The 17,951-nt window shown below is 65.8% G+C and carries 21 protein-coding genes; 16 read left to right on the top strand and 5 right to left on the bottom strand.

Annotation, left to right across the window (positions count from 1 at the left end; genetic code table 11):
• Nucleotides 1-218 precede the first annotated feature (218 nt).
• From G3572_RS19150 to G3572_RS19130, 5 genes are all read left to right on the top strand, one after another.
• Nucleotides 219-782 carry a GNAT family N-acetyltransferase gene (locus tag G3572_RS19150; RefSeq protein WP_164614926.1) on the top strand — a complete coding sequence of 188 codons (564 nt, stop codon included), beginning with the start codon at nt 219-221 and terminating at the stop codon, nt 780-782.
• A gap of 4 nt (nt 783-786) precedes the next feature.
• Nucleotides 787-1,326, top strand: coding sequence for a GNAT family N-acetyltransferase (locus G3572_RS19145; protein WP_164614924.1), 540 nt, complete (start codon nt 787-789; stop codon nt 1,324-1,326).
• 130 nt (nt 1,327-1,456) lie between these two features.
• Nucleotides 1,457-2,479, top strand: a complete 1,023-nt coding sequence (gene obgE, locus G3572_RS19140) for a GTPase ObgE (protein ID WP_164614922.1) — start codon at nt 1,457-1,459, stop codon at nt 2,477-2,479.
• On the top strand, nt 2,467-3,594 hold the full coding sequence (proB, locus tag G3572_RS19135; protein ID WP_164614919.1) for a glutamate 5-kinase: 1,128 nt from the start codon (nt 2,467-2,469) through the stop codon (nt 3,592-3,594). Before obgE ends, proB begins: the two co-directional genes overlap by 13 nt.
• Nucleotides 3,595-3,668: 74 nt before the next feature.
• Complete coding sequence (locus tag G3572_RS19130) at nt 3,669-4,928, top strand: glutamate-5-semialdehyde dehydrogenase (RefSeq protein ID WP_164614917.1); 1,260 nt, start codon at nt 3,669-3,671, stop codon at nt 4,926-4,928.
• A gap of 9 nt (nt 4,929-4,937) precedes the next feature.
• Here G3572_RS19130 and G3572_RS19125 read toward each other — a convergent pair whose 3' ends face one another.
• Complete coding sequence (locus G3572_RS19125) at nt 4,938-5,537, bottom strand: histidine phosphotransferase family protein (RefSeq protein WP_164614915.1); 600 nt, start codon at nt 5,535-5,537, stop codon at nt 4,938-4,940.
• Between the two features lie 31 nt (nt 5,538-5,568).
• Between G3572_RS19125 and G3572_RS19120 the strand changes: the two genes are divergently transcribed.
• The 3 genes from G3572_RS19120 to olsA all read left to right on the top strand — a co-directional run bounded on the left by G3572_RS19120 (nt 5,569) and on the right by olsA (nt 7,490).
• Nucleotides 5,569-5,766: a DUF3553 domain-containing protein gene (locus G3572_RS19120; RefSeq protein ID WP_164614913.1), complete on the top strand. Its 198-nt coding sequence runs from the start codon at nt 5,569-5,571 to the stop codon at nt 5,764-5,766.
• Between the two features lie 120 nt (nt 5,767-5,886).
• Nucleotides 5,887-6,675: an L-ornithine N(alpha)-acyltransferase gene (gene olsB / locus G3572_RS19115; RefSeq protein WP_164614911.1), complete on the top strand. Its 789-nt coding sequence runs from the start codon at nt 5,887-5,889 to the stop codon at nt 6,673-6,675.
• Entirely contained in the window at nt 6,672-7,490 is an 819-nt protein-coding gene (olsA, locus tag G3572_RS19110; RefSeq protein WP_164614909.1) for a lyso-ornithine lipid O-acyltransferase, read from the top strand. Before olsB ends, olsA begins: the two co-directional genes overlap by 4 nt.
• Before the next feature lie 18 nt (nt 7,491-7,508).
• Here olsA and G3572_RS19105 read toward each other — a convergent pair whose 3' ends face one another.
• On the bottom strand, nt 7,509-8,129 hold the full coding sequence (locus G3572_RS19105; protein WP_164614907.1) for a thiamine phosphate synthase: 621 nt from the start codon (nt 8,127-8,129) through the stop codon (nt 7,509-7,511).
• A gap of 116 nt (nt 8,130-8,245) precedes the next feature.
• On the opposite strand from G3572_RS19105, the gene G3572_RS19100 reads away from it, so the two are divergent.
• The 6 genes from G3572_RS19100 (at nt 8,246) to G3572_RS19075 (ending at nt 14,544) form a co-directional block, all read left to right on the top strand.
• Nucleotides 8,246-8,983: an RNA methyltransferase gene (locus tag G3572_RS19100; RefSeq protein ID WP_164614905.1), complete on the top strand. Its 738-nt coding sequence runs from the start codon at nt 8,246-8,248 to the stop codon at nt 8,981-8,983.
• Nucleotides 8,984-9,096: 113 nt separating this feature from the next.
• A complete protein-coding gene (locus tag G3572_RS19095) occupies nt 9,097-9,570 on the top strand; it encodes a hypothetical protein (protein ID WP_164614903.1) in 474 nt (157 codons plus the stop codon).
• Nucleotides 9,571-9,775: 205 nt separating this feature from the next.
• A complete protein-coding gene (locus tag G3572_RS19090) occupies nt 9,776-10,465 on the top strand; it encodes an AbiV family abortive infection protein (RefSeq protein WP_164614901.1) in 690 nt (229 codons plus the stop codon).
• 250 nt (nt 10,466-10,715) lie between these two features.
• On the top strand, nt 10,716-11,882 hold the full coding sequence (gene ctaA, locus G3572_RS19085) for a heme A synthase (protein ID WP_164614899.1): 1,167 nt from the start codon (nt 10,716-10,718) through the stop codon (nt 11,880-11,882).
• Nucleotides 11,879-13,363: a carboxypeptidase M32 gene (locus tag G3572_RS19080; RefSeq protein WP_164614897.1), complete on the top strand. Its 1,485-nt coding sequence runs from the start codon at nt 11,879-11,881 to the stop codon at nt 13,361-13,363. The genes ctaA and G3572_RS19080 overlap by 4 nt, the downstream gene beginning before the upstream one ends.
• Nucleotides 13,363-14,544, top strand: a complete 1,182-nt coding sequence (locus tag G3572_RS19075; RefSeq protein ID WP_164614895.1) for an MFS transporter — start codon at nt 13,363-13,365, stop codon at nt 14,542-14,544. Before G3572_RS19080 ends, G3572_RS19075 begins: the two co-directional genes overlap by 1 nt.
• A 79-nt stretch (nt 14,545-14,623) precedes the next feature.
• On the opposite strand, the gene G3572_RS19070 is transcribed toward G3572_RS19075, so the two are convergent.
• Nucleotides 14,624-15,421, bottom strand: coding sequence for an enoyl-CoA hydratase (locus G3572_RS19070; protein ID WP_164614893.1), 798 nt, complete (start codon nt 15,419-15,421; stop codon nt 14,624-14,626).
• Between the two features lie 56 nt (nt 15,422-15,477).
• Here G3572_RS19070 and G3572_RS19065 point away from each other — a divergent pair, with 56 nt between their 5' ends.
• On the top strand, nt 15,478-15,897 hold the full coding sequence (locus G3572_RS19065; RefSeq protein WP_164614890.1) for a PaaI family thioesterase: 420 nt from the start codon (nt 15,478-15,480) through the stop codon (nt 15,895-15,897).
• Nucleotides 15,898-15,950: 53 nt separating this feature from the next.
• On the opposite strand, the gene G3572_RS19060 is transcribed toward G3572_RS19065, so the two are convergent.
• A complete protein-coding gene (locus G3572_RS19060) occupies nt 15,951-16,325 on the bottom strand; it encodes a bactofilin family protein (RefSeq protein WP_164614888.1) in 375 nt (124 codons plus the stop codon).
• Nucleotides 16,326-16,505: 180 nt separating this feature from the next.
• Here G3572_RS19060 and G3572_RS19055 point away from each other — a divergent pair, with 180 nt between their 5' ends.
• A complete protein-coding gene (locus tag G3572_RS19055) occupies nt 16,506-17,477 on the top strand; it encodes an agmatinase (protein ID WP_164614886.1) in 972 nt (323 codons plus the stop codon).
• Between the two features lie 191 nt (nt 17,478-17,668).
• Here G3572_RS19055 and G3572_RS21925 read toward each other — a convergent pair.
• A partial coding sequence (locus tag G3572_RS21925; RefSeq protein WP_205518809.1) for a hypothetical protein occupies nt 17,669-17,951 on the bottom strand: 283 nt, incomplete at its 5' end.

The following is a 17,951-nucleotide window of genomic DNA, read 5'->3' as shown; positions in this document are numbered from 1 at the left end:
TGTAAACAGGGGATCGGCCAAACGGCCGGTCCCTTTTGCATTTCCGTGGCAATTGCCGGGATTTGCAGGAGAATGTTCACTCTTTTGCCATCAAGCCTTAGCATGGTGATTGCAACGGCCCAACTGGGCGATGGGGCAGCGCACGCAGCCGATTGGTGGGCAGGGGGTTTTCTTGTGGGGCCAGTAAGGCCCTTCATGCGCTTCGAAGGAGGGAAGCCATGACGTTGGACGTAATCGCCACAACGGCGGCACAGGCAGTGATAGACGCAGGGCGCTTTGTATTGCGTCCGGTGCGAAAATCCGATGCGGGTCTTTTTGCGCTTTATGCCGGTGATCGGCGGGTCGCCGAAGCCACCCGCTCGATCCCGCATCCGCTGCCGCCCGGCGCGGCCGAAGGTTTCGTTGCCCGCGCGATCAAACGTCCGGCGGATGAAGACATCTGGGTGATGGACGGCAGCCAATCGGCGCTGCCCGAAGTGCTGGGCGTGATCAGCCTCAAGCGCATGGACGTGGCCAAATACAATCGCGACCAGTCCGAAGTCGGCTATTGGGTCGCGCCTGCGTTCTGGAACCTCGGCATCGCCTCGGCTGCTGTGCAGGCGCTGGTCGATGCCAATCCGCAGGCCAACCGCACGATGTTTGCCGAAGTGTTTCAGGATAATCCCGGCTCTGCCCGCGTGCTGACCAATGCAGGCTTCCAGTATCTGGGCGATGCCGAAACCTTCAGCGTGGCGCGCGGCGCACAGGTTCCGACCTGGACCTATATCCGCAAGCTGGGCTAGGGCGATGGGGCAGGGCGCGGGCATCTGGCTTCAGACAGCGCGCCTGCGCCTGCGCCCCCTGACGCTCGCCGATGAGGCGGGCGTTCTGGCGGGGCTGAATGACCCTGAGATCGCCACATGGCTGGCCACCACGCCCTTTCCCTACCCGCCGCAGCACTTCCGCGACTACGTCGCCACCGCGCCCGAGGGTGAAACCTTTGCCATTCACGACGCTACCGGCTTCGCGGGGCTGATCGGGGGCGGGGCGGAGCTGGGGTTCTGGATCGCCCGCCGCGCGCAGGGGCGCGGCTATGCGTCCGAAGCGGCGGTGGGCCTTTTGCACGCGGTGTTCGAATTCTACCCCGGTCCGGTCACCTCGGGCTATTTCCTCGGGAACGCCGCCTCGGCGCGTGTTCTGCACCGGCTCGGCTTTGTCGAGGTGGCGCGCAGCCGCAAGTTCTGCCGCCCCTTGGGGCAGGACATGGACCATGTCGACATGACGCTGTCGCGCGTTGCCTTTCGCACGCTTCATCCGCGACCGTCCGAGACCGGCCCGGCAGGCTGAGGCGCCGCGGCGCGTTTTCACCTGCCTTTGGCCCCTGCGCCACGCGCGCTTGAGGTGTGGGCCCCAATCCTGTATCGCACAATCACCCGCGCCTTGCGCAGATCACCGTTTTTTCCGAAAGCCCGCTGCCATGAAATTCCTCGACCTCGCCAAAGTCTATATCCGTTCGGGCGGCGGCGGCGGCGGCTGCGTGTCGTTCCGGCGCGAGAAGTTCATCGAATTCGGCGGCCCCGACGGCGGCGACGGCGGCAATGGCGGCTCGGTCTGGGTCGAGGCGGTGGAGGGGCTGAACACCCTGATCGACTTTCGCTACCAGCAGCATTTCTTTGCCAAGTCGGGTCAGCCCGGCATGGGCTCTCAGCGCACCGGCAAGACCGGAGACGATATCGTGCTGCGCGTGCCGGTTGGCACCGAGATTCTGGACGAGGATGAAGAAACCGTCATCGCCGATCTGACCGAGGTGGGCCAAAAGGTCATCCTCGCCCAAGGCGGCAACGGTGGCTGGGGCAATCTGCGCTTCAAATCTTCGACCAACCGTTCCCCCGCGCGGGCCAATCCGGGCCAGGAAGGGGTGGAACGGACAATCTGGCTGCGCCTGAAACTCATCGCCGATGCCGGTCTGGTCGGCCTGCCCAATGCGGGCAAATCCACCTTTCTGGCTGCTGTGTCCAACGCGCGGCCCAAGATCGCCGATTACCCCTTCACCACGCTGATCCCCAACCTTGGTGTCGTGGGCATTGATGGCGCCGAATTCGTGATGGCCGATATCCCCGGTCTGATCGAAGGCGCTTCCGAAGGGCGCGGCCTTGGTATGCAGTTTCTGGCCCATGTCGAACGCTGCAAGGTCTTGCTGCATCTGGTCGATGGCACCTCCAGCACCATCACCAAGGACTACAAGACCATCGTCACCGAACTGGAGGCCTATTCCGAGATTCTGGGCGACAAGCCGCGGATCGTCGCTCTTAACAAATGCGATGCGATGGACCCCAAGCAGATTTCCGACCGCCGCCGCGCTTTGGAAAAGGCAAGCGGTGGTCCCGTGCATGTGATCTCTGGCGTCGCCGGCAAGGGCCTGCAGGACGTGTTGCGCGCGATCTACGGCACGGTTCAGGGTGAGGCTCCGCAAGAGGAGGCTGGCCCGTGGCAGCCCTGAAACCCCTGACCGCGCCCGATGTGCGCGCGGCAAAGCGGCTCGTCGTCAAGATCGGCTCTGCCCTGCTGGTTGACCGCACTACCGGATTGAAGCAGGGCTGGCTGTCGGCCCTTGCGATGGATGTGGCCGAGGCAAAGGTGCGCGGCACCGATGTGGTGCTGGTCTCCTCCGGCTCCATCGCGCTTGGCCGTAAGGTGCTTGGCCTTGGCAATGGTGTCCTGACGCTGGAGCAGAGTCAGGCGGCGGCGGCGGTCGGACAAATCCGGCTGGCCCGCGCCTATGAAGAAGTGCTGGCCCCGCATGGCATCACCACTGCGCAGGTGCTGGTCACGCTGGAAGACACGACCGACCGCCGCCGCTATCTGAACAGCCGCGCCACGATGGAAACCCTTCTGGGCCTCGGCGTCGTGCCGATCGTGAACGAGAATGACACGGTGGCCACCGATGAAATCCGCTTTGGCGACAACGACCGTCTGGCCGCGCAGATCGCGGTGACGGTGGGGGCCGACCAGCTGATCCTGCTGTCGGATGTCGATGGCTTCTATTCCGCCAACCCCAAGGAAGACCCGACCGCGCAACGCTTTGATCTGGTGGAACAGATCACCCCCGAGATCGAGGCGATGGCGGGTGATCCCATTTCGGGCATGTCCAAGGGCGGCATGAAGACAAAATTGCTGGCTGCAAAAACCGCGATTGCGGGCGGCTGCGCCATGGCGATCATGGAAGGGTCGGTGCTGCGGCCACTCACGGCCCTTGCCAATGGTGCGCAGCGCACATGGTTCGTGGCGCAGGCCGATCCGCAACTGGCCCGCAAACGCTGGATCAACGCGATGAAGCCGCGAGGGGAGCTGGTGCTCGATGCCGGTGCGGTCACGGCGCTGCAGGCGGGAAAGTCGCTGCTTCCTGCGGGGGTTACGCGGGTGACAGGCAGCTTTGGCAGGGGAGAGCCGGTGTCGATCCTTTCCCCAGAAGGTGTGGTGCTGGGCAAGGGTCTGGTGCGCTATACCGCCGCCGAGGCCAAGGCAATTGCGGGGCATCGCTCGGGCGATATTGCAGGAATACTGGGGTATCAGGGGCGCGCCGCCTTGGTGCACCGCGACGATATGGTGATCTGATCCGCAGCTGCCGCAGGGCGTTTGCCCCTCCGGCCCCTCTGCGGATGTTTTTGAACAGATGAAAGGGCTTGGCGATGGATGGGCAAAGCATCAGCTTGATGGCCGAGATCGGGGCGGCAGCGCGGGCGGCGGCGGCAGACTTGGCCTGTGCCAGCGCCGAGCGCAAACATGCGGCGCTGATCGGCGCCGCAGAGGCGGTTTGGGCCGCGCGTCAGCAAATTCTGGATGACAACACGCTGGACCTTGAATTCGGCACGCAAAAGGGACTGTCCGCCGCGATGATGGACCGCCTGCGGCTGGATGAGGGCCGCATCCGCGCCATTGTCGATGGGCTGCGCGCGGTTGCCGAGCAGGCCGATCCGGTCGGGCGGGTGCTGGCGGAATGGGACCGCCCGAACGGGCTGAACATCCAGCGGGTGTCAACGCCCTTGGGCGTGGTCGGGGTGATCTATGAATCGCGCCCGAACGTGACTGCCGATGCAGGGGCCTTGTGCCTCAAGGCCGGAAATGCGGTCATCTTGCGGGGCGGGTCCGAAAGCTTTCACTCCTCCTCTGCCATCCACGCTTGCATGGTTGCAGGCTTGCGCGGCGCAGGTCTGCCCGAAACCGCTATCCAGCTGGTGCCGACACGCGACCGGGTGATGGTCTCGGCGATGTTGCAGGCTGTCGAGCATATCGACGTGATCGTGCCGCGCGGGGGGAAGGGGCTGGTCGGTCTTGTGCAACGCGAGGCGCGGGTGCCGGTGTTCGCGCATCTGGAAGGGATCTGCCACGTCTATGCCGACAAGGATGCCGATCTGGAAAAGGCCCGCGCGGTGGTGCTGAACGCCAAGACGCGGCGCACGGGCATTTGCGGGGCGGCGGAATGTCTGCTGATCGACTGGCAGTTCTATACCCGCCACGGCGCGGTGCTGATCGAGGATCTGCTGGCCGCCGGGGTCGAGGTGCGCACCGAAGGCGAGTTGCTCAAGGTGCCGGGCACGGTGCAGGCCGCGCCCGAGGATTTCGGACGCGAGTTCCTGGACATGATCATCGCCGCCAAACTGGTGGACGGGGTCGACGACGCGATCGCCCATATCCGGCGCTATGGCTCCAGCCATACCGAAAGCATCCTGACCGAAAACGATGCCGCTGCCGAGCGGTTCTTCCAGCGGCTGGACAGCGCGATTTTGATGCGCAACGCCTCGACCCAGTTTGCCGATGGCGGCGAGTTCGGCATGGGGGCCGAGATCGGCATCGCCACGGGCAAGATGCATGCGCGCGGTCCCGTGGGGGCCGAGCAATTGTGCAGCTTCAAGTATCTGGTGCGCGGCGATGGCACCTGCCGCCCCTGAAACGGCGCGTCAATAAGACAGGCGCAGCGCGGCCTCCCCCAGTTCCACGGTCAACCGGCGGTGCTGGCGGGCAATCTCGTCACGCAGAAGGGCGAAATGCACCTGATTGGGGCCAAGTTCGACGTTGATGGCGGGGTTCGAGAGGAGTTCCCACATCGACGGGTCCACCCGCAGGCGGGCAGCGGTGCCGCGCAGCGTCCACCGGCTTTCGCCGCGTTCGATCCCGAGTGTGCCCCCATGCGGCATCGCGCTTTCAAGACAAAGGATGGCGAGAAAGGCAAGCTTCACCTCGCGCCGCGACAGATCGGCGGGCGAGCTCCAATCCATCGTCATCCGCCCGCCCCGCGTCAGATCGCCAAGGATGCTGACCACCTCTGCCCTGCCGATACGCTGTTCATTCGCGCCGGCCCCGCCAAAGGCGATGCGGAAAAACCGGATGCGCGCATTCGCATTGGCGACACTGTCGACGATCAGCGCCAGTTCGGGGCTGGCCGCCATGCCATCCATCATCAGCAGTTCTACCCCATTGCCGATGGCACCGATCGGGCTGATAAGGTCATGGCAGATACGCGAACCCAGAAGGGCGGTCAGATCAGGCTTGTCGGACATGGGCGAAATCCTGAGAACGAAAGGTTTGACGATGAACGCACTTCTGGAGCCGGGAATGATGGTGCGCCACCCCGAGCGGGCCGACTGGGGGCTTGGGCAGGTTCAGTCTAACATCGGCACGCGTATAACGGTGAATTTTGAACATGTTGGCAAGGTCGTGATTGACGGGCGGCAGATCGAGCTTTTGCCGGTGTTCGGCGATGTGCAAGACCGCCCGGGCAGCCTGTAACAGGCGAGCTTGGTTCAATCATAAGCTGTCTCGCGTCCCATTCCGGTTGCCTTGCGCTTCCCCCGCTTTTATTCCCGTCATGATTAACCGCTGGTTAACGCGACAGGTGGAGACGAAACCGTGACAAAACGGCAGGCCGAAGACCGCTATACAGCACGCCTTGCCACGGATGAGGCGGATATCGCCTCTGCGCTTCGTCTGCGCTACCGCGTCTTTGTCACCGAACTGGGGGCCGATGGCCCGGGTGTTGACCATGTCCTTCAGGTGGAGCGGGATGAATTCGACGCGGTCTTTGACCATCTGGTGCTGGTAGACCGCTGGGCCGATCCGGCGCAGGGCGAGCATGTGGTCGGCGTCTACCGCCTGCTGCCCTGCGACCGGATGCGCCAGATCGGGCGCTTCTATTCGGCAAGCGAGTTCGATCTTGCCCCGCTCCTTGCTTCCGGGCGCAGGTTGCTGGAACTCGGCCGCTCGTGCATCCACGCCGATCATCGCGGCGGCACGGGCATGTTCCATTTGTGGAACGCCCTCGCGCGCTATGTGATCGAACGCGAGATCGAGATCCTTTTTGGCGCGGCCAGCTTTCCCGGCACCGATCTGGCCCGTCTGGCGGCCCCCCTGTCCTTACTGCATCACGCCCATTTGGCACCGCCCGCCCTGCGGGTCCGCGCGCTTGGCGATGATCCGGCACGCCAGCATCTGCTGCCCGCCGCGCAGGTCGACCGCCGCCTTGCCCTTGCGCAGACCCCGGCGCTGATAAAAGCCTATCTGCGACTGGGCGGCTACGTCGGCGATGGCGTCTTCGTCGATCACGCCTTCAACACCACCGATGTCTGCCTTGTGATGGATACCGCCGCCATGAGCCGGAAACACAAGGATTTTTATGTCCGTAAGGGCGAATCCGCATGACTTGGCGCAGTGACCGTCCGCTGCCAATGGCGATCACCGGGGCGGGGTGGCTTCGGCTCGTCTGGCGAGGGCTGGTCATGGGCGGCGTCACCTATGGCGGGCTGGTGCTTTTGCTGCTCGTGCGCTGTGTCGAACGACCGCTGTTCGGCGCGGCGCGGCCCTGGACACCGCATATCACCCGGCGCGTCTGCCGCCTGTCGCTGGCCATCATGGGCCTTGGCCTGTCGGTGCGCGGAACGCCGATGACCCAGCAGGGCGCCATGGTCGCCAACCATGCCTCATGGCTCGACATTTTTGTGCTGAATGCCTGCGCCCCGATGTATTTCGTCGCGAAATCGGAAGTGTCGGGCTGGGCAGGCATCGGCTGGCTGGCGCGGGCCACCGGCACCGTTTTCATCACCCGCAAAGGCACCGAGGCGAAGCGTCAGCAAACCGTGTTTGAAGATCGCCTGCGCGCGGGACACCGGCTGATGTTCTTTCCCGAAGGCACCTCCACCGACAGCCTGCGGGTCTTGCCCTTCAAATCGACCCTGTTCGCCGCCTTCTTCGCGCCGGGCCTGCAAGAAGGGCTGCATATCCAGCCGGTCACCGTCATCTACCGCGCGCCCGAGGGGACCGACCCGAGATTTTACGGCTGGTGGGGCGATATGGACTTTGCCAGCCATTTCGGGCTGGTGCTGTCCGCACGGCGGCAGGGGCAGGCAGAGGTGATCTTTCACGCCCCGGTTCCCGTGCAGGCCTTCGACGGACGCAAGGACCTGTCAGGCTATTGCCAGCGCGTCGTCGCGGCAAGCCATCCGGCTCCCGATGGCTGACGCAGGGCAAGCCTCGCGTCAGCCCAGCGGCGCGAGCAGCGCCTTGAGCGCGGCAAGAGGATCATCGCTGCCCCAGATCTCAGAGCCGACCGCAAAGAAATCGGTCACCGGGCCAAAGCGTTCGACCAGTTCCACCGTCAACGCGCCCTCGGCGATCACCGGAACCTCGATCATCTCGGACCACCACTCGAAGAGTTCGAAGTCGGCTTGTGTCCCCTGACCCAGCGCCGAGGTGCCCATCGGGCCAAAGGCCACATAATCGGCGCCACCTTCGCCCGCGTTGATGCCCTCATGCCGCGTGTTGCCGCAATAGGCCCCCACAATCGCATCCGCCCCCAGATCCTTGCGGGCCTTGCGGACGGTGCGGGCGCCGTCGGTCAGGTGCACGCCGTCCAGCCCAAGACGGTCCACCAGCAGCAGGTGGCTGTCCATCACCACCGCCACGTCGCGGGCATGGGCGAGCTCGCGCAGCACGTCTCCTGCGCGCAGCAGGTTGTCCTCTTCCCGGCTGGCCAGCGCGATGCGCAGGCAGGCCACCTCGACCGCGTCGAGCACGCGGGAAAGTTGCGCCGGGAAGACGTCAAGGTCAAAGCTGGGCGGGGTGATCAGGGTGAGTTGCGGGCGGTCTTCGGCGGCCATGACAAATCCTCGCGTCGGGTTTTGGCTGGCTTACCAGCCTTTTTCTGGCTTGACCATGTCTTGCCCGCAGGGGTGGGCTGGCGTAACAGGCCAGTAAACACAGGGGTGCCCCTCGCATGATCGAACCTGCCTTCATTCTCGTGCGCCCGCAGATGGGCGAGAACATCGGCGCCGCCGCGCGGGCGATGCTGAACTTCGGCCTGACGCGCATGCGCATCGTGGCCCCGCGTGATGGCTGGCCCAACCCGAAGGCGGTGGCGATGGCCTCGGGGGCGGGGCGGCTGCTCGACCATGCCGGGCTGTTTGACGATGTGGCGGGGGCCATCGCGGACTGCGACTATGTCTTCGCCACCACCGCCCGCCCGCGCGAACTTGTGAAGCCGGTGGTGACGCCGGAGCGGGCGATGGAGATGGCGCGCGCGATGGCGGCCGAGGGCAAGAAGGTGGGTGTGCTGTTCGGGCCGGAACGGGCGGGGCTGGAGAATGACGACGTGGCGCTGGCCAATGCCATCGTGACGGTGCCGGTCAACCCGGACTTTCCCAGCCTGAACCTCGGCCAATGTGCGCTGCTGATGGGCTATGAATGGCGGCGGCAGACCGAGGCTGTCGCGCCCGAGGTGATGGCGCTGGCCCGCACCGAGTTTGCCGCGCGCGTCGAGGTGGAGCGGCTGGCCGACCACTTCGAGGAGCGGCTGGAGGCGGCGGGCTTCTTCTTTCCCGAGACCAAGGCCGCCAACATGCGCCTCAATCTGCGCAACATGTGGGCCCGGCTGAACCTGACGCGGGCCGAGGTGCAGACCTTTCACGGCATGCTCAAGCAGATTGCCTACAAGCTGCGCCAGCAGGGGGAATGAGGGGCGCCCCCTGTGTTACAGGGCGGGGGGGCATGTGATCTCAATGGCTTGGCTTGCGGGATTTACGGAACCTTAACGCTTTTGCCGCGCTTTGACTGGATAAGGAGACGCTGATGGCTGGCACCGATTTCGGCAAGTGGCAAAAGGAAAAGGCGGTTCAGGCGCTGGTGGACGAGGCGCAGGCGGTGGCCGACCGGCTGGCCGGCGGCAAGCCGCATGCGGTAGAGCAGCACGCGGCGGCGGCCCAGTTCTGGGCGCAGGTCCATCTGGCCGAAGGGGTGGACCTGACCTCGCTGGCGTCATGGAAAGCGGCGGAGGTCACGCGGTTCGTGCGCGGCGCGCAGACCAGGATCGCCGCCCTGCGCAAGGCGCGGGACTATGTGAGCAGCGACGGGCTGGCCGTCTGGCTGCACACGGCGCGGGCGGTGGCCGAGCCGCGCATCGCACCGCCCGTGCGCGAGATCTGGGCGCATCTTTCCGCCGCCGGGCAGAATGTGGAGGCGATGCTGGCCGATCTGCTGGAGGACGCCGGTATGGCGGCGGCGGCGGGGCGGCTGGTGCCGGAGGGCTTTGGCGAGCCGTCCTGACGCGGCCCCTGCGGCCACCCGCCGGGGGCCAGCCCCCGGACCCCCGGGATATTTGGGAACAGATGAATGGGGGAAGGTCGTGGGACAACATGTGCCTTGGCAGGAGGGCGGTGGCAGCTTTGGGTGCGGGAGGTGGCTTTGCGGGACATAGCTGCCGTTCGCGCTTAAGGTACAGTTCTGATTCCACGACACTTCAGGAGTACCCATGGGTTCACCTAATCTGCCCACTCTGACGGCAGCGCTTCTGCTCTCATATAGTGAAGCCGCCCTCCGCAACGCCGATGAACTGCTCGCTGAAGCTTCGCTCTTATGTGAATATGGCCATATTGCCCGGGCTTACTTTTTGGCCGTGGCGTGTATTGAGGAAGCGGGTAAAGCGCTGTTCGCTTTCGACTCACAGAACCGGAACCTTTCCGACCCAGCAGTCTGCACTAAGCTGAAGAAGGTAATGGAAAGCCACGCTTTAAGCGTGTGGGCCTTGAGTAGCCCGGATCAGCGTGAATCGATTAAGGTGGCTTCAATTATAATAGTTGACATTAAGCATGGGCGCGAACCCTCGATGTACAGCGACCTACGCACAGATCCGGATCGAGTGCAGACGCCGCGCGAAGTTGTCCGCGATAGTGCCGCACGGGATTGTGTCAGGCTCGCAAAGGATTGCCTCGCGTATGCGCACCGCCACGGTGTCGAGAAAACGCCAGCGACGTTCACGACTGCTCAGGATAGGCTCTTCTCGATGAAGTCGGCCAGGTTTCAAGAGTTACTGAAAATCGAAGACTTCTGGTGGTATTACATTTGGCGAATGGAAGCTGGCCAACAAGACCTTGCGGAAGCGGTGCTCGGATACGAACAAGATCACATCAAAACTGGCATGCCGTTTTGTGCTGCGCCGTAACGAGCGCCGTACTTATGCGCTCGTCCTGAGCGGCTGCTATAGGGCTCTTTACGCAGGTCTTCGTTCTCGCTCCGGACGATACAGGGTTGAATGAAGAATGGAGTCCTAGCGTGGAGTGTTCTGCTCGCTTGCGAGCGGGTCAACGCACCGCTTGCGGGGAATGTGGGCGAGGGGCGCGCCATCGCCGCACCCCCCTTGAAGCGGCATCGGCGGGGGCCTAGTGTCCGGGCCAGCAAGATATGAGGCGGCTATGGCTGGAAAACGCAGCATTTTCGAGGAGGTGGGCAGCGCGGGCGCGGCCCCCAAGGCGCAGGGCGGCTTGATCGATGCCGCCCCCAAGGGCGCGCGCGGGGCGGTGCGGGGCTGGCTGATCATGCTGTTCCTGATGGTGATGGCGATGATCGTGGTCGGCGGGCTGACGCGGCTGACCGACTCTGGCCTTTCCATCACCGAATGGCGGCCGGTAACCGGGGCCTTGCCGCCGATGAACGAGGCCGACTGGCAGGCGGAATTCGACAAATACCGGGCCAGTCCGCAATACCTGCACATGAATGCGGGCATGGAGATGTCGGCCTTCAAGGTGATTTACTGGTGGGAATGGGGGCATCGGCAGCTTGGCCGCGCGGTGGGGCTGGTCTGGGCGGTGGGCTTTTTGTTCTTCTGGGCGACGAAGCGGATTCCGCCGGGCTGGACGGGGCGGCTGGTGTTGCTGGGGGCCTTGGGCGGTTTGCAGGGCGCGATCGGCTGGTGGATGGTGGCCTCGGGTCTGACGGGGACGATGACTTCGGTCGCGTCTTACCGTCTGGCGACCCATCTGGGGCTGGCCTTCGTGATCCTCGGCTTCATCGCCTGGTATGTGTTCTTGCTGGAGCGCAGCGAGGCGGCGCTCTTGCAGGCGCGGCGGGCGCGGGAGGGCAAGCTGTTCGGCCTGTCGACGGGGCTGCTGCATTTCGCCTTCCTGCAGATCGTGCTGGGGGCCCTGGTGGCGGGGATCGACGCGGGCCGCGCCTTTCCGACATGGCCTGACATGAACGGGCAGTTCTTTCCGGCGGATGCGTTTTATGTGTCGGACGGGCAGGGCGGGGCCTTGCCGATCTGGCATGCGTTCTTCGAGAACCCCGGTCTGGTGCAGTTCATGCACCGGATGGCGGGCTATGCCCTGTTTGCCTTTGGCGTGGTGGTCTGGCTGCGCGGGCGCAAATCGGCGCATCGGGCGACGCGCTTTGCCTTCCACATGGTGATGGCGATGCTGGTGGCGCAGGTGCTGCTGGGCATCCTTGCGGTGGTCACGGCGGCGCAGCTGCATGTGGCGATCACCCATCAGCTGGGCGCGGTCATTCTCTGGGTGCTGATCCTGCGCGCCCGCTATCTGTCACAATACCCGCTGGCCGGGTCGATCCGGAAGGGCACGGCATGACTGCGAACAACACCGCCTATGCGGAGCTGATGGCGTTCCAGCGCGAGACGGAGGCCTTGGCGCAGGTCGCAGGCCGTCTGGGCTGGGATCAGGAGACGATGATGCCGCGCGGGGCCGCCGAGCAGCGGGCCGAGGAGATGTCGGCGATGGAGGGCGTGCTGCATGCGCGGCGCACCGATCCGCGCCTTGCGGAATGGCTGGCACAGGCCGAGGCGCCGGATGCGGTGGCCGAGGCGAACCTGCGCCACATCCGCCGGTCTTACGCACGGCAGGTGAAGGTGCCGGGGGCCTTGGCGCAAGAGCTGGCGCGGGTGACCAGCCGGGCGCAGGGGATCTGGGCGGACGCGCGGGCGAAGGACGATGTGGCGGCCTTCCTGCCCGTGCTGGCCGAGGTGATCCGGCTGCGGCGCGAGGAGGCGGCCTGTCTGGCCGGGGGGGGCGATCTTTACGATGCGCTGATCGACGATTACGAGCCGGGGGCGACGGCGGCCAGTCTGGGCGCGATGTTCGATGCGATGCGCCCGCGTCTGGTGGCCCTGCGCGCGGCGGTGCTGGGGGCGGCGCACCAGCCTGCACGGCTGGAGGGGCATTTCGGGCAGGAGGCGCAGATGCGCATGGCGCGCGATCTGGCGGCGGCCTTCGGCTATGACTGGGCGCGCGGGCGGCTGGATCTGGCGGTGCATCCGTTCAGCTCGGGCTCCGGCGATGATGCGCGCATCACCACGCGGGTGGTGGAGAGCGATCCGTTCAACTGCTTCTATTCGACCATCCACGAGGTGGGCCACGCCTGCTACGAGCTGGGGATCGACCCCGATTACCGGCTGACCCCGCTCGGATCGGGCGTCAGCATGGGGGTGCATGAAAGCCAGAGCCGGATCTATGAAAACCAGCTCGGGCGCGGGCGCGCGTTCACGGGCTGGATGTTCGGCCAGATGCAGGGCCGGTTCGACGCCTTTGGCATCGCCGACGCCGATGCCTTCTATGGCGCGGTCAACCGGGTGCAGTCGGGCTTCATCCGCACCGAGGCGGACGAAGTGCATTACAACCTGCATGTGATGATGCGCTTCGATCTGGAACGCGCGCTGATCCGCGGTGATCTGGCGGTGGCCGATCTGGAGGCGGCGTGGAACGACCGCTTCCGCGCCGATTTCGGCGTCGAGGTGCCGCGCGCCAGTCTGGGGATGCTGCAGGATGTGCATTGGTCCTGCGGGCTGTTCGGCTATTTCCCCACCTATTCCCTCGGCAACGTCTATGCCGGCTGTCTGAACCTTGCCCTGCGCCGCGCGGTTCCGGACCTTGACGACCATCTGGCGCGGGGCGACGCGCGCCCGGCGACGGACTGGTTGCGCGAGAACCTGCAACGCCACGGCGGGCTTTACGAACCGCGCGAGGTGGTGCGGCGGGCCTGCGGCTTCGAGCCGAGCGAGGCGCCCTTGCTCGATTATCTGGAAGGCAAGTTCACGGCGCTTTACAGATTGTGATGCCGTCGCGGCGCGAGACCCTTGCGGTCTGGGCCTTGGCGCTGGGGCAGACGCTGGGCTATGCGTGCTTTTTCTATATCTTCGCGGCGCTGGTGCTGGTGTGGCAGCGCGAATTGCCCTGGGGCAACGGCGTGCTGGCGCTGGGCCCGTTTCTGGCCATCGGGGTGACCGCCGTGCTGTCGCCGCAGGTGGGGCGCTGGGTCGACCGCGGCCATGCCTTGCGGCTGATGGGCTTTGGCACCTTGCTCGGCGCGCTCTCGCTGGTGCTGCTGGCGCTGGCCTTTCATCCGGCGCTTTACCTGCTGGCGTTCGCGGGGCTGGGGGCGGCGGCTTCGGCCACGCTTTACGAAGTGTGCTTTGCCCTGCTGATCCGCCGCTTCGGATCGCAGGCGCGCGGGCCGATCACGCGGGTGACGCTGGTGGCGGGCCTTGCCTCGACGCTGGCCTTTCCGGCGGGGGCGGCGCTGGCGGCGGCCTATGGCTGGCAGACGGCCGTCTGGGTTGCGGTGGCGGCGGTCATCGGGCTGATGCTGCCGCTGCAGGTCTGGGGCGCGCAGGTCCTGGGCGGCGGGAGCGGCAAGGGCGCACCGAACCCCGTCGCCGCCGCCTCGTGGCGCAGCATTCTGGCGCGGCCGGGGGTGGTGGGGCTGATGGCGCTGTTCGCGCTTCTGAACCTCGATCACTGGATGCTGGTCAGCCTGATCCGGCCGATCCTTGCCGAACTTGGCATGGATGACGCCCGCGCGGTCGTGGCGGCGGCGCTGATCGGTCCGGCGCAGGTGCTGGGGCGGATGGCGCTGATGGCGGCGGGGGCGCGGCTGGATACCGCGCTTGCGGCGCGGCTCACGGTGCTGGCCATGCTGGCGGGGCCGGTGCTGTTGCTGCTTTCGGGCGGTGGCGCGCCCTTGGTCTTCGGCTTTGCGCTGGCGCAGGGCGCGGCGATGGGAATCCTCACCATCCTGCGGCCGCTGCTGATCGCAGAGGTGAACGGGCCTGCCGATTACGCCGCCTCGGCAGCCGCCATCTCCTTGCCGGCGATGGTTTCCACCGCCGTGGCCCCGCTCCTTGGCACATGGATCATGGGGCAGGGCGGGCCCCATGCGCTGGTCGGCCTGTGCTTTGGTCTGGCGCTGGCGGCGCTGGTTCTGGTGCTGGCCTTGCGGCGACGGGCGGCGCGCTAGGTCGCGAGGCGCCTATGGCTTGCTGCTTTCCCAAATACTCCCGCCGGAGGCATCCGCCCTTGCCACCGGCGCGCCGGTTTCAGCCCTTGTCGGCCCAGTCGGGCGGGCGCTTTTCCAGAAAGGCGCGGATGCCTTCGTCGGTGTCGCGCCAGAGCATGTTTTCCACCATCGCCTCTCCGGTCTGCGCATAGGCCGCTTCCAGCGGCAGGCCGATCTGGTCGTAAAAGGCGCGCTTGCCGATCTTGACGGCGGCATCCAGCTTGCCCGCCACCGTCTCGGCAAGGGCGCGGGTTTGCGCGCCCAGCGTTTCGGGCGGGGTGACAAGGTTGACAAGCCCCACCTGCGCCGCGCGGGCCGCATCAAGGAAGGCCCCCGTCGTCAGCATCTCGAAGGCGATGGCGGGCGGCACCTTGCGGGTCAGCGCCACCATCGGGGTCGAGCAGAACAGGCCGATGTTCACCCCGTTGACGCCAAAGCGCGCCTGATCCGAGGCGACCACCATGTCGCAAGAGGCGACAAGCTGGCATCCGGCGGCGGCGGCAATGCCATGCACCTGGGCGATCACAGGCTGGGGCAGGGCGGTGATGGCCCGCATCACCTGCGCGCAGGTGGCGAACAGGTCGGCAAAGGCGCGCTTGCCCTGATCGGGGGCGGCGCGCGCGGCCTGCATCTCGCGCAGGTCATGGCCTGCGCAAAAGGCGCGGCCCTCGGCCCGCAGGATCACCACACGGATGCTGCGGTCGGCGGCGAGGGCGGCCAGCTGGCCGGACAGCGCCGCCAGCATGGCATTGGACAGCGCGTTGAGGCTGCCCGGCGCGTTCAGCGTCAGCGTGGCGATGCCGCCGCTGTCTTGGCGCAGCAGGGGGCTGTCTTGCATTGCATCTTCCTCCTCTTTGCGGGCAGCTTAGGCGCGGCAGGACGCGGGGGGAAGGCATGACGGTTGTGATGGATGCGGCAGCGCTACAAGAGTTTTTGCAGCGTGATTTCGGTCAGGTGGCCGGGGATTTCGTGGTGGAACGGGTCGGGGCCGCGGGGGTGACCCTGCGCCTGCGGGTGGCAGAGCGCCACCTGCGCCCCGGCGGCACGGTTTCGGGGCCGGCGATGTTCGGGCTGGCGGATGTGGCGATGTATCTGGCGATCCTGAGCCGGATCGGTCCGGTGGCCCTTGCGGTGACGACGAATTGCGCGATCGACTTCATGCGCAAGCCGCGGGCGGGTGTGGACCTTCTGGCCGAGGCGCGGCTGCTCAAGCTGGGGCGGTCGCTGGCGGTGGGCGATGTGCTGCTGTTTTCCGAAGGCGGTGCCGATCCGGTGGCGCGGGCGAGCCTGACCTATGCGATCCCGCCGAAATAGCCCGCCAGCCGCAAACGGCCCCCGAGGGGGGCCGCCTGTGGCAGGGGGCGGGCCTAGCCCTTGTGCCGGGCGAAGCGCCCTTCGATCTGCGCACCGCTTTCGATGACCAGCGTCTTGTAGGTGACATCGGCCGCCACATGGGCCGCCGCGCGCAAGGTGAAGGTGCTTGCGCTGATCTGCCCGTCGACAGTGCCGCGCACATCGACCGACTCGGCGGTGATGGTGCCGTTCATCCGGCCCTCGGCCCCGACGCTCAGGCTGCGGGCGGTGATGTTGCCATCGATATCCCCCATCATCTCGATATCGCCGATCGACGAGATCTCGCCGGTGATCTTCAGGTCGCTGGCGAACACCGATTTGGTGTTCGAGGGCCGTGCGGCGGGAACCCCGCCGGGGGCAGCGGTCTGGTCTGAGGTCTTGTTGAACATGATCCATCCATTGGTGGCTTTTCCTGATAAGGGAGGATGGCGCCCGATCGGTCAAGGGCCGGGCTGATCCCGATCGGCAAACGGGCGCGCATTGGCCGGAATGGTGTCGCGGCTGGGCCTGACAGCCGGGGTCGGGGGTGGTTTGATCGCCGGGACGATCAGACAGAAGGACAGCCGCCCATGCCCCAAGACCCGTTTTTCGTGCCGGTTTCCGGTTTCGAGCTGCCGCGATTCGCGGGCGTTGCCAGTTTCATGCGCCTTCCGCTGGTCACGCCCGACCATCCGCGCTTTGCCGAGGTGCAGATCGGGCTGGTGGGCGCGCCGTGGGATGGCGGCACCACCAACCGCCCCGGCCCCCGCCATGGGCCGCGCGCGCTGCGCGACGCCTCTACCATGATCCGCGCCGAGAATGGTGCAACGGGCGTGCGCCCCTTCGAGGCGGTGCGCTGCGCCGATCTGGGCGATGTGGGGCCGAACCCCGCCGATCTGATGGACAGCATGGCGCGGATGGAGGCGTTTTACACAAACGTCCGCGCCGCTGGCATCGTGCCGCTGACGGCGGGGGGCGACCATCTGTGCAGCCTGCCGATCCTGCGGGCGCTGGCCAAGGGGCGTCCTTTGGGCATGATCCATTTCGACAGCCACACCGACCTGTTCCACAGCTACTTCAACGGCTCCATGTATACCCACGGCACCCCGTTCCGGCGCGCGGTCGAGGAGGGGCTGCTCGACCCGCATCGGGTGACGATGATCGGCATCCGCGGCACTGCCTATGACCGCGAGGATCGCGACTTCGCCGAAGCGGTGGGCATCCGGGTGATTGCCATCGAGGAATTCCATGCGCGCGGTGTGGCCGATGTGATGGCCGAGGCGCGCGGGCGGGCGGGGCAGGGGGAGACCTATGTCTCCTATGACATCGACTTCATCGACCCCGCCTTCGCCCCCGGCACCGGCACGCCGGAAATCGGCGGACCCAACAGCTTTCAGGCGCTGCAGGTGGTGCGCGAACTGGCTGGCGTGCGGATCGCGGGGGCGGACGTGGTGGAGGTCTCGCCGCCCTTCGATGTGAACGGCGCCACCGCCTATCTGGGCGCGACGGTGATGTTCGAGCTGCTCTGCGTGATGGCCGGAGCCCTGCGCGACGGGGTTTGAGTCGCCGGAAGGGGCCGCGCGGCGCCCGAGTCGCGGGGATTCGGACCCCAAATCGGGGGCGCTGCGCGTCAAAGGGGGGACGACCGGGCCCGCAGCAGGGGGTGCGTTGCAGAAAATTCGGGCATTTCGCCCAAGGAAATAAGGGGTCCGCGAAAAAATCGACATGAGCGGGAACTTTTCTGCTTGCGTGTTTATTTTCTTGGACCTAAACAGCGCCTCACCGAAGCGGAAGTGATGCGGGAACGCGGAACGAAGCGGTTGGTGCGGTGGCGGAAGCTGCTGTTGACATCTGAAGGTAGGGTTGCAGGAAGCACCAAGAGATTGGTGGTCCTGAAATTTTTGTCTTCATGATCTTTGAAAATTTGATGAATGAAGGGATATGTGGGCGGTTTGGGCGCATCGGCGTCTGACTGTTTGCATATCGGCCAGGTAGGGTTTTTGCCCGATGATCCTGGTGAAAGCTTCACGGTTTGT

Origin of the sequence: Pseudotabrizicola algicola (assembly GCF_010915705.1) — a bacterium.
Lineage (GTDB): Bacteria > Pseudomonadota > Alphaproteobacteria > Rhodobacterales > Rhodobacteraceae > Pseudotabrizicola > Pseudotabrizicola algicola.
The sequence above is the reverse complement of the archived record's forward strand: the minus strand, read 5'-3'. Positions and strand labels throughout refer to the sequence as shown.